The sequence below is a fragment of the Asaia sp. As-1742 genome (genome assembly GCF_011753235.1).
Classification (GTDB): Bacteria; Pseudomonadota; Alphaproteobacteria; order Acetobacterales; family Acetobacteraceae; genus Asaia; species Asaia bogorensis_B.
Genome location: NZ_VWWA01000006.1, coordinates 136931 through 148478 on the forward strand (window position 1 = coordinate 136931; position 11548 = coordinate 148478).

12 protein-coding genes are annotated in these 11548 nt (G+C 54.4%); 3 read left to right on the plus strand and 9 right to left on the minus strand.

The features are described from left to right. Positions 1-274: 274 nt before the first annotated feature. From F3J08_RS11120 to F3J08_RS17555, 5 genes are all read right to left on the minus strand, one after another. Entirely contained in the window at positions 275-1606 is a 1332-nt protein-coding gene (locus F3J08_RS11120) for a glycosyltransferase family 1 protein (protein ID WP_166929960.1), read from the minus strand. Then, positions 1599-2234, minus strand: a complete 636-nt coding sequence (locus F3J08_RS11125; protein ID WP_166929962.1) for a sterol desaturase family protein — start codon at positions 2232-2234, stop codon at positions 1599-1601. Before F3J08_RS11125 ends, F3J08_RS11120 begins: the two co-directional genes overlap by 8 nt. Positions 2235-2245: 11 nt before the next feature. Continuing rightward, entirely contained in the window at positions 2246-3439 is a 1194-nt protein-coding gene (locus F3J08_RS11130; protein WP_166929964.1) for a glycosyltransferase family 1 protein, read from the minus strand. A 65-nt stretch (positions 3440-3504) separates the two neighbouring features. After that, on the minus strand, positions 3505-4872 hold the full coding sequence (locus tag F3J08_RS11135; RefSeq protein WP_205206936.1) for a capsule biosynthesis protein: 1368 nt from the start codon (positions 4870-4872) through the stop codon (positions 3505-3507). Continuing rightward, entirely contained in the window at positions 4862-5797 is a 936-nt protein-coding gene (locus tag F3J08_RS17555; RefSeq protein ID WP_370458717.1) for a hypothetical protein, read from the minus strand. Before F3J08_RS17555 ends, F3J08_RS11135 begins: the two co-directional genes overlap by 11 nt. Between F3J08_RS17555 and F3J08_RS17200 the strand changes: the two genes are divergently transcribed. The 3 genes from F3J08_RS17200 to F3J08_RS11145 all read left to right on the plus strand — a co-directional run bounded on the left by F3J08_RS17200 (position 5739) and on the right by F3J08_RS11145 (position 8487). Further along, entirely contained in the window at positions 5739-5906 is a 168-nt protein-coding gene (locus F3J08_RS17200; RefSeq protein WP_240149301.1) for a hypothetical protein, read from the plus strand. The two genes, F3J08_RS17555 and F3J08_RS17200, sit on opposite strands and share 59 nt — an antisense overlap. A gap of 152 nt (positions 5907-6058) precedes the next feature. Further along, a complete protein-coding gene (locus F3J08_RS17205; protein ID WP_240149302.1) occupies positions 6059-6370 on the plus strand; it encodes a hypothetical protein in 312 nt (103 codons plus the stop codon). A 581-nt stretch (positions 6371-6951) separates the two neighbouring features. Beyond that, positions 6952-8487 (plus strand): LTA synthase family protein, encoded by a 1536-nt coding sequence (locus F3J08_RS11145; protein ID WP_205206938.1) that lies wholly within the window; start codon positions 6952-6954, stop codon positions 8485-8487. Here F3J08_RS11145 and F3J08_RS11150 read toward each other — a convergent pair. From F3J08_RS11150 to F3J08_RS11165, 4 genes are all read right to left on the minus strand, one after another. Continuing rightward, positions 8454-9644 (minus strand): glycosyltransferase family 1 protein, encoded by a 1191-nt coding sequence (locus F3J08_RS11150; RefSeq protein WP_166929970.1) that lies wholly within the window; start codon positions 9642-9644, stop codon positions 8454-8456. The genes F3J08_RS11145 and F3J08_RS11150 overlap by 34 nt on opposite strands. Positions 9645-10171: 527 nt before the next feature. Continuing rightward, positions 10172-10558 carry a type II toxin-antitoxin system VapC family toxin gene (locus tag F3J08_RS11155; protein ID WP_166929972.1) on the minus strand — a complete coding sequence of 129 codons (387 nt, stop codon included), beginning with the start codon at positions 10556-10558 and terminating at the stop codon, positions 10172-10174. Next, positions 10555-10788: a type II toxin-antitoxin system Phd/YefM family antitoxin gene (locus F3J08_RS11160; RefSeq protein ID WP_166929974.1), complete on the minus strand. Its 234-nt coding sequence runs from the start codon at positions 10786-10788 to the stop codon at positions 10555-10557. The genes F3J08_RS11155 and F3J08_RS11160 overlap by 4 nt, the downstream gene beginning before the upstream one ends. 111 nt (positions 10789-10899) lie before the next feature. Next, the gene (locus tag F3J08_RS11165) at positions 10900-11535 is read right to left on the minus strand and encodes a hypothetical protein (protein ID WP_166929976.1); all 636 of its coding nucleotides are present in this window, start codon (positions 11533-11535) and stop codon (positions 10900-10902) included. Positions 11536-11548 lie beyond the last annotated feature (13 nt).

Below are 11548 nucleotides of genomic sequence, written 5' to 3' on the forward strand. Positions count from 1 at the left end.
CATCGGGCTGCGAGACGAGCGACGCGCGCCTGACTAAGCACTTTACGTCATGACGACGTCCACAAGACTCGTGCGAAGCGGAGACCTGCTGCTGTCCGTCGCATGATCGGCTCAAGAGAGCCGTCGGTACCTTAGATGCACAAAGGCAGTTTCCCAAGCTAGGCGGCACTATCAGCGCTGACCGGCCGCAAGGTGCCCCTACCTATCTATCGCCCTATCCTGGGATAAGGGTCGAGATAAGCTGGGGGACATGTGCCGCTCTAAACCAGCACATTCAATTCTTCAAGATATCTCCGTAGAGAAGCGCGACACGTTCGGCGTAAGAAGCCATGTCAAACTTCTTGACCTGGCTGCATGCTTCATCCGCAATTTTCATACGTAAGTCATCATCGCAGTCTATTGTCTCGATACCGCGCGCGATCGAACCAACATCATACGCATCGACGAAGATTGCCGCGTCACCGGCAACCTCTGGCAAAGCCCCTTCCCGAGAAGTCAGCACGGGCGTGCCCGCAGCAAGCGCTTCCAGCACAGGTAACCCGAACCCTTCACTCAGCGATGGAAACAGAACAGCTTTCGCCCCAACTATGAGGCTCTGTAATGATGACGAAGGCAGATATTCAAGTTGGATGATCCTTCCCTGCTCTATACCCTTGTCGAGATAGCGCAATTCCGCTTCTGCCTTCCAGGCCATCGCACCCACGATTACCAAGACACGGTCAGTCTGAGCAGAGAGAAAGCCTTCGATCAATCTGCCTATGTTTTTTTTGGGCTCTAACGACCCGAAAAACAAATAGAACTGGTCCAGCCCCCTCCCACATAGGGTTCTCACAACTTTGGCATGCATCTCCCTTGCCTCTGGGGTCGCTACTGCTTTGGGCTCAAAGGATTGATAAGTGTTATAGATTTTGCCCTGCAACTGCGGAAAAAAGTCGAGAATCTCCCGTTTTGACGCCTCTGAAACCGTACAAATAGCATCTGCCTCGCGGCTCAGCTTACGTATGAGCCTGAAATAATAACCTTTATCATCCAAAGTCGTATAAGGAAGCTTGAGCGGTACGATATCGTGAATGGTATAGATATTTTTGGCACCCTTCACCCTGATAGGCATCGGGTAGGTCCAATGCATGATGTCGATCCCGCCCGGAACTGACACCTCCATCATCCTTCCCGTCCTTCTAAAATAACGGCTTGCCCGCTCATAAAGGTCCGGCACATTCCAGAGCTGGTCATATTCCGGCATTCTGGCGCTGAGTGAACGAGCCTCCACCCTACCTGTGACCGGGATCTGAACAGCCTTTTCGCCAATGAGCTCCCCCACGCGCAGTTTCCACCATCTCGAACTCAATGGTAGAATTTTGCGCCGGGGCGCCCTTCCATCCAGGCTATCGAAAAAGATAACCTCACGAAGCGCCAATGACGTACGTTTGGAGATATTCATGCCATAGAGAACACCTATGTCATGACCCATATCGCGCAAGAGACAGGTCAGGGCGCGGGCATAGGTGGCGACGCCAGTCCCCTTGGGTAGCGAGAGATTGAAACCATCAACAAAAATTCTAGTACGCTTGGATCTAACAATCGGCTTGTACTGTAGTTTACTCATGAGTCGAAAATATCCGATCAATCAATGGCGCTGTGATCGAAAAATTCCGATCATGATTGACAAAATGATGCCGCAAGTGATGCCGTTTTAGTCCGGCTTGGAATCTTGATTTCATTGGGAGATTGTGACACGCGTAATGGGTAAAATCGTATACCACGTAACCCATGAAAAACCCAGTCACTGCGGCCACTCCCAAGCTGACACCCAACCACTCTACACTAGCTGTTTCGAACAGAATGCCGAGCGGGATTGACACTGTGAGCGGCATAACCGTCCGCAGGCGGTGCGCGGGCTGGACATGGTGATTGGTATGCATCAGCCACACGATGCGCTTTACCATTCGGTTATTACTGCTGAGGTGAAATGCAAAGCGATGCATGACATATTCGAACGGGAACCAGGCGATAAAGCCAAGCAGCAGCCAGCCTAAAGAGGCAGGTGCACGTTCGCATACCCAGATCGTGCAGGCAATCTGGACGCCAACGATCAATAGCCACACGCTGAGAAACACTCGCAGGGAAGTGAGTGTCAGGCGTTCCAGCCATTCAGACTTGAAGAGCCGGATTGGGGGCTCATCCTTTCCTGATCGCTGATGCACAGCTTGCCTCTGGAGGCGATCACCACTCATGTCTTTGGCTCTCATCCCTGGTGGAGGTTGACGGCGCCAACCGCGACTTGATCGATCTTGGTTATGGACGCAGCAACGCTCTCGGTCCACCCCCAATAGTCGGCATTGGCCACTAGGGCTTTCTGGGCCCTGTAGACCGGCCCCTCGGCTGCGAAATCCGCAATTGCAGCCCGCCACCCTATCCCATCATTCGGATCCAGATAACAGGGAATTTCCCTCCCAACCTCGCGAAGCACCTCGATATCGGCCACAATTGACGGAACACCAAGTGTCAGAGCCTCGGCAAGCGGTAAGCCGAACCCCTCCGCAAAGGTGGGAAAGAGCAGGCCTCGGGCGCCACGAAGAATGCTCACGACCGCTTCATCGGAAAGTCCGGATAATTCCTCGACATGGCCACGCAAGGCTGCGCAACGCTCAAGCATGTCCAGAACGTTCTCGTTCTCCCATCCTCGCTTGCCGATGAGAAGTAGTCTTGGGACACAGCCCCCCTCCGATTTCACCATGTCGCGCCAGAGATTGAGTAGCAGCAGATGATTCTTGCGGGGCTCGATCGTGCCCAAGCAAACGAAGTATGGTGTATCCCCTTCCCGCCCAGTGTGGGTCGTCTCCTGATAGGTTACAGTTTTCACAGCATCTGGTACGCCATGGGGTATTGTCCATATTTGACAGTCAGCCTTGGCGCCCCCACGCAACATATTCCCAAGCGACCTTCCCACCGCGTCAGCTGGAACGATCACCCCGTGTGCAAAATCGGCAATCGTCTGCACCCGTAGTACGTGGCGTGCTGCCTCGCGCGGTCGAGAATATTCGGGAAACTCTATCGGTATCAAATCATGCAACATGACGATCAGATCTGCGCGCCAACGTTTCAGCACGGCTCCAATCACGCCCGGGCGCGTCAAATGATGATGAGAGACAAGCAGATAGATAGCCTTCTCCCTGGTGATCCCCCCCCAAGGTAACGATCCGCGTTTCCAGCGCAGCAAGGAAAGCTGGAGGAGGCGAGCGCGGTTTTGCGTGTCCTCACGCGTTTGGCCGCCCCAGCGTCGGGAAAGCGCCTCGACAAACCACTTTGCCTGGTCTGTATGCAGTAGGCCGATGAAACCCATGGGATGATAGGCGCAAAACCAGGTACGGTCGCTCTCATGAGCAATTAGATATTCGGCATAAGCCAGCTCCACTCGATCTATGCCGGTCGCAGCCAAGGCGCGCGCTCGCGAGATGAGCCGGGAGATATCTAGGATTATGGGTCTGCGGGCTTCGGTAAGCTTCAGCAAATGCCAGTCTCCGGGACGCCCTTCACAGGCGATGGTGATAGCGGCGTCAGTCCGTCCTCAGTCCCCTCATTAGGGGCGCTTGGTGGCCGAAGCCAGTGCGCATGCTCGACCGGACAATGCGCTTTGAGGCGGGTAAGGCTCCCACGGACCAGCATGGAGAGGCCGACCTCGGAGAAGAAGCCTCCCTTGATCAGACATCTCTCGATAAGCACGTGCCTGAATGCTTCGAACAAGGCGCCATCCGGCGTCCCGGGATTCGCCCAGAAAGCATCGAGCGCCCCCTGATAGGTTATGCCAGGAACATCGTACACAGCGTCGCCCAGCGTGATGACAGGAACCCTCGAAGCCAGCGCCAAGGTTCCCGTTGTGGAATTGATCGTTACCAGGCCAGCAGAGTCACGCACCATCAGTGCGATATCACCCTCCTCCACGTAATCAACGCGCTCACTCACGCCATAATCAGAAGCGAGCTTACGAACCCTCAGGCGCCAGTCAACAACACCGTTATCGAGGGGATGTTCCTTGACGACCAACCGCAACTCACTGGGAGCATAACGGGCGTAAGAGGCGAAGATCAGGTCTAGAGCCTCCGAGATCGACGAAAAAGGAGAGTGCAACCTGACTTGTGCATCTGCATCGAGCTGGAGGGGGACAAGAACATAGCGGGCATCGGTGCGCTTGAGCTCGGCAAGTACTGCACGCGAACGACGCCCTGCAGCCTTACGATCTGCGAGCCGCTTGACCCACCCGATACCCTCAACCAGTGGAGGCCAGGGACGGTGTGTTTTCCAGTGGCGATAGTACCAGCGCGTCAGGAGATCTGCTGCATTATACGCGACCCCTTCCAGCGCCCGCCTTCGGAAAGAAGAGGGTACACTACCCAACGCATCGGTAATGTCCGTCGACGGGATGTGGCTCAGATACCATGCGGGGTCCCGGGGGAGCGCCGAGAAACCATTCACGCCCCCGACTTCGAGTGTCACCCAGTCCGGACGGATATACCCTTCTTCAAACACGTGCACAGTGGTCGTTTGCTCACGACAGACCGCTATGGCCGCGCGGTGCAAAACGCGGCAATCGCCAAAGAGTACGACATCCGTGATTTCATACCGCGCAATGATGCCGCGCAGGGCCGCAGGCCAGTCCGCCTCGCTTCCAGTGTAATCAATGCCACCGGGGAGACGCCAGAACAGGCGATCTCCACCATTAAAATTTACCTTGAATACCCCGAATCCCTCGACACGAAGAGCAGCACCGATCCGCTGAAAAAATGGCCCCATCAGCCCTTGGAGCAGCAGAAAATTCCTTTTGCGCCCCACGCCAAATGACGAATTATCTGTCTGAGTGGTTTTATCGTTCATGGGATAGTACTCGAGATAGCAAGTTCCAAATTCTGACAGTCTGGCGCCGGCAATTTCCCTGTATGCGTCTGATGCGCGACCAGAGCGGGAGAACCCACAACGACTTGTCAGCCAATCGATCAAGGAGCACTTCAGGTGTGCAAGGTAACCCGGTCAGAGGATCGATATACCGGGGATAGAGAATGAGGGTACCGGCTACCAGCTCCTCTATTAAAAGGTTACGCCCTCGCCTCGGCAATTGCGGCGCGTGGTCAATCGTCAAACCCCATCCTGCATAGAAGGGCTGACCCCAGACAGAAACGCTTATATTCCTCAAAAGTGCCTCAAACCCGGTCAACGAGGTGAGTGTATGCACTTCGTCGATCTGATTAAGCAGAACAGCCATCGAACCTCCGCGCGAGATTGCATCAGCCTCGCCAAGGATCACCTCATCCTCTATCGCCCCAGCCCGGTGCCCGGCCTCAACGTCAGGATGTGGGCGATAGATGATGTAGGCTTCCGGGTTATCTCTCCTGACCCGCTGCAAAAGGTCGAGATTTCCGGAAACGCCTGCCCCTCCTCGTAATACGGACTGATCATCCGCTACCTGTCCCGGTACGAGTATACGCCTTCGATTGGAAGACACTGTCCCTGACCGGTTGATCAGGCTCGCGAAGTCTGATGAATCGGCTCCGTACTTGGACACCTGTTCTTTTACCACTCGGGCAATAAGCGATCGTCCTCTGGCTCTGATCGTCTCATCAAACGCATGTGTCGCCAGAAGAAACTCTAGATCACTCTCCCGCGTCGGATCATAATATATGCCACGGCGGTCGAGAACGATCGAAGCCGGTGGCAACAGATCGCTGCCTAACCCCACGGAGCGTATGAACCCATCCTCCACACGCCAAACCGGTGCAGCGGCTTTCGCTGCTCGTGCAAGCAACCTGTTCGATGAGCGCGTTGACCACGATGCTACAGCCTTTCCGCTACGACGGGCTTGCGCGAGAACACGGCTAACCGATCTCGTGGCCGCAGGCGCACCCGGTGCCTGATCGAAGAAAGCAGACATTCGCCTGCGTTTCCACCAGGCCATCCCGTAGCAGGCAGCCACATCGCGATTCTCGCGAATGATCTGGCCCCAGAAAGCGAGCAGACTTACGACCTCCTCCACGTGCATGGCTTCGCCCGAGAAAGGATTGGTATAATGCGTGCTCTTAACGATCAAACGCGCAGCCTTCTCTCGGCTCTCGCGTTTGAGATCCGCCCCCCCCAACGTCCAAACTTCGCGGTCGGCGCACAACCCAAGCAGCACCAGATCGTCAATCTGGTCCGCAACCACGACCTGACAGGGATCAATCAACTGATGCGGATTGAGGCCAGCGTCGATGATCTGTACGCCCCTCGCCCTGATTGCAGCACTTATTCGCTTGTGTGCTACAGGATCTTCGAAGGAGAGGACGGCAATGAGCCTGTGTGCACCCCAACGCTGGATGGCATAATCGACGGTTCCGAGTGAGGATCCGGGAGAATGGAGCGACACGGCAACTGATCTCTGTGTTTCGAAAACAGGCACGCCTCGAGCAACATATTCGCCTCCGACCCGCTCGCGCCATATGAGATCCAGCACGGCCAGATCAGAAGTTGACCCCTCCGCGCCGTCATCTGGGGTAATATTATCCCAAGATTGGTCGCAAGTGCCGATTTCTCGCCCTGCAGCGCGGAACGGTGGCATACGAAGCAGGACAGGCGCGCAGTTCACAGTTCCGAAATCTCTTTCCATACTGACGGGGGAAGGTACCGCAGCCCTTCGCACAAAAATCCTGTCGGATAAACCATGTATCTCAGCGAATGACATCGCGACCTCTCTAACAATCCTGTCTCATTCACCGAGACCTGTTGCTTTAGATGCATCTCGCAAAAATCTATCCCGATGCGCCTCGACCCTGTTATTCCCCCATCTGTGGTCGCCATGAGGGAGATATAGCTTCTGCGCCGAATCTGTCCGAAAAAGGTCAGTCCGGTGAAGATTTGCCTCAACACCCCAAGACGTAGACATTAATAGAAACTCGCTACCGCTAAAAACGTCGGCGGCCGCCGATGCGATTGTCCTATTTATGGGTCTCTGGCATTATGCCAAACAGGCTATATATTGAACTGGTCATGGGCTTGTCTGTCGCAATCAAGATTCTAATACTCTCCCTTTTAACGACTGAGGCGATTGACCTAGCTGCGAAACCACGCCGGCTTTTACGGGCGCCGATTGCGCTTCCATTGCGGGCTGCAATCACCACTGCAGGTTTCGGCATATTTCTCATGTTTACCGGATCACCCTTTGTGGCCGCGACGTTAGTCGTTTTTCTGGCAGCCGTGCTAACGGTAGGATCCAACATTAAATATCGAACGCTTGGGGAACCCTTGGTATTTTCGGATGTCGTCGCGCTAAGGTCGTTTGTTCTCTACCCCAGATTCTATCTGGGGGTGATTCCCAACGCCCTAAAATGCGGCATAATGCTCTCGATATGCATCCTTGCGGGCGGGGTTTACCGCTTCTCAAGTCCGAACGCCCGGATGGCCGCACTTGGTGCGGTCATTGCCTTTGTTTCAGGCGTTATTGGCTACATTAATGCCCTGTTCCTGCTACGTTCCAACCGGATGGGCCATCCGCACCTGACGACGGATTTGCACGCATACGGTCTTGTTCCTACACTCGCCATATACTGGATGCGGTGGAAACGCAGCGTCTCTCCCTCACCTATACCACCCATCATACCGGGCAACGTGACGAAACCTCCGGAAATTCTTCTGGTCGTACAGTGCGAGTCATTCGCTGAGATCCCCGTTGGCCATTTTTCGTTCCCAGGACTTCAATACACCCGGGAAAAGTCAGTCGCGTGGGGAGATCTCCATGTTAGTGGTTTTGGTGCATACACCATGCGTACAGAATACGGAGTATTATGCGGGCGAAATGAGAGTGAACTTGGTTTCCGCTCATTCGACCCTTTTTTGACGGCCGATACGGAATCGTCTTTTGCACTTCCACACAGACTGTCGCGTTTTTTCACGCGATCCGTTTTCATTCATCCCCACGATATGCGCTTTTACGATCGCGCTAAGCTCATGCCTAGTTTGGGCTTCAACGAAATCATTGGCGAGGACCACTTTCCTCCTCCCGCAGGGAACACACCTTACATTAGCGATATGGCTCTGGGAGAGCGTCTGATGGAGCTTGTAGAACAGGCTGATGAGCCGACTCTCCTCTATGCTGTGACGATGGAGAACCACGGCCCCTGGGCTCCTGGACGCGCAAATCAGACAACGGCGACTGGCGCATGGGAACATCATGCGGCAAACAGTGATGCTTTGTTACGGTCTCTCTCCGAACGCCTCGCAGCAACCGGACGGGACTCAATGCTGGTGTTTTTCGGCGATCATCGTCCATCGATCCCCGGTAGCATTGTGCCAGGTGGTGCAAAACACACGCCCTACGTCGTAATGCGATTCCCTGACTTGCACTCTGGTGAGCAGGCGTCACACGGCGTAATGCCAAGCGATCTCACCCCTGCGGGATTATACCAATTGATCATCAGCCTTGTAGCGTGTCAGATGCCACAGGCGGAGGCTAGTTCTCGGTAAAACCCTATAACTTTTTCAGCAAAAGCCTCTTTGGTGAATAATTGCGCACGCTGGTAACCGGCGGATACAAGTCGGTGACGCGCCTCAATGCCTGATGCATCATCACGATCGAGCGCCGCTATGGCGGCTGCCATTTCCTGCACGTTTTCTGGATCGACGAGGATAGCCGCATCCCCCGCGATTTCAGCCGTTGCGCCAACGCCCGACGTCATCACGGGTATGCCCAGCCCCATTGCTTCGATGATCGGTAAACCAAAGCCTTCGGCGAGGGATGGAAACAAGAGTGCGCGGGCTCCGAGAATGGTCCGCAGCAATTGAGTCTTCTCGCACCATTTGACGCGTCTGACAGTGCTTGTAACTCCTCGAGAAATGCAGGCAGGTCGGTCATCCCCATCAGGTCCTATCAGGGTTATCGGCCTGCGTGTATGGCTAAGCGCATGAGCCTCCAGAAGACGATCAATGTTCTTCCGCGCTTCGACCCTTCCGACGCATATATAACCACCATCTTGCACAATCGGCTGAACTGCTCTGGCAGCTTCGATCTGGAGCGCGCTATGCGAGACTGGCTGGTAGAGGTTTCTTATTCTTCCCGGCGCTATACCAAAACGAGAAACAATTTCAGAACGGACGGCCTCTGACACGGTGGTAATACCATCAACGCGCTCGAAAAGTCGCCCCAGGAGATCTTCGAACCGGCGAGAGTCTATCCCTGTCAGATTAGGGTGTGTGAGCGGAATTATATCGTGAATCGTCACGACATTGAGTGCGCCTCTGGCCTGTATTGGCAAAGGAGATGTCCAGTGAACCACCTTTGGCGGCGTTGCAGCATTTGCAACATCGAATTCGCTGATCTGTCCCCGAAGACGGAACCTCGTATGTGCTGTTCTGTATAGATCGTCTATAATGATATCACCATGGGACGTATCACGAATTGCGGGTAACCTTCCGATCATTGCGTTACAAAATTTGCGCAAATTGGTCGTTATTGAATGTGGTTTGCTCGAATCACGATCCAGTAAGATCGCAGTCGGGATATTCCTGCTCGCAAGAGTTTCGTTCAGAGCGTGTGTGAAGCTATGAATACCCGTCCCCCCCGGGAGCCAATTACGCCCATCAAGCCAGACGGGGAAGGCAGATAGGCAATTCGTCGGATGCATCGAGGTCTCGGACTGTATGTTCTGGTCGTGAGCGGCATTATACAGCGGATAGCACGGCTGCCATATAGTCGAAGGCGCCAAGCTGAGACTACCCTACCTGCAAAAGGCCCCAACAGGCGCTGATATCTGGCATGATAATCCGTTGGAAAGCGCGGCGCAGATTACAAAATCGTTGATTACAGAATTTCTGACGAGATTTTTAAGCCCTACGCGCGCGTATAAACGCGTATTCTCTGTGAGAGAGCTACGCTGTGTCTGGATTGTGTATTGGGGGGTATTTTGGTTGCGGGGGCAGGATTGCTTCTCAAATTGCGACAATCGCAAGGTGAGAATAAAGCGGGTTTAGATAATTGTTTTGAAAAGATTTTTTCTGCGCTCGCTTGATCTTTCCCCAATCATAGCGCCTCCTATCTCCTAGGAGTAGGGCAACTCCCATTCAACGCCATGACCGTTGTCGCGAACTGATCCCAACGGTTCAGATCGGTTCGTATCCACCATCCTCTCGTTCGTACGTCCGCTTTAGACGATCACCAAAGACGATTGACGGCGAAGTTGTCAAACAAGACCTCGTTGGAGATCAACGTCATACCCTCGGCCTGCGCTTGGGCAATCAGGAAACGGTCAAACGGGTCTTTATGAGCAATGTTCATCTCGCCCGCGATGCGAGCATGAGTAACGCTGATTGGCAGCTCAACGAACCCCTGCCCAGCAACAATAGCCTCAAAATCCTGTGCCAGCAGGGCCGCCCCCGGCAGTTTACCGATGCGGAACTTGGTTGCGACCTCCATGGCCGAAGCCGCGCTCACGGCTATGACGTTGACCTCATCCGCTATGGCCTCTTGGGCGCGGCGGCTCAAATGCTCGTCGCCCGCCAGCCACCAGATCAACGCATGTGTATCAAGCAATAGCCTCAAGCGAGATTCCACCCGTCCAGTTCATCGTCGGGCAGCGCCTCATTGAAGGTCTCATCCAGGGTGATCTGGTCTTTGAGCGCCCCAAACACGCGGCGCCCCTGCGCCTCCACCGGCACAAGGCGCACTACTGGTACAGAACCACGTGCGATCACCACATCACCACCCGCAAGCACGTCGGCAATCAGGCGAGACAGATTGGTTTTGGCATCGTGAACCGAAAACTGGGCCATGAGGCACCCCCTTAGCTAAGAATATAGCTAAGAGACCTCCCTTTGGCAAGGGGCGTCTTCCATTCCAGCCTTGTGATTGCACAGGCTTGCCACCTGGAAGACATCGGCCACTCAGGTCTCGGCTTTGCGGCAATATCTCCCTTTTCTGCGTGAGCCGACATATTCTACGAGTTGAGCTTGCTGAAGACCTCCAATGTCCCTGCGTGCGGTTTTCAGGCTCACATTCCATACAGATATAATGTCAATGGCTCTGCATCTGCTCCCTCGCTCGAGTCTTAGCAGGAACCACCGTTGCCGTTCATTCAGCTCCCAATGATCAGGGACATTTACAGGGTCGTGTTCAAGGACATGTTCAGGGTCATTCCCTCCTACAGGCAGTGCCTGTCTGCCGCTTGCCACCACTCCAAGCCGATAAGCTTCTCTGGCTGCAGCAAGTGAAGAATACTCTGTCGGGTATGTCGAGAGATCAGCATTACGTCCTTCTACCAGCCCAGAAACGAATGCCCGGATAACCGGCGACAAAACAACAAGACGCAAGAAATATATCGTATCTGGACCATGCTGCGCTGAAAGCCAGTGCTTTACACTCTTCTCACTTGCGCCTGTCTGTCGCATAAGCCTCTTGATTACACCGTGGCTATCTTCATGCTCTTTGCGCAACAGTTCGGCAACCGTCTTGGCATAGTTTTCACGACGTCCGAGAACACCCTTCCATAGAGGTAATTTCCTGCCCTTTTTCGGCAACATCTTCCGATCCTTC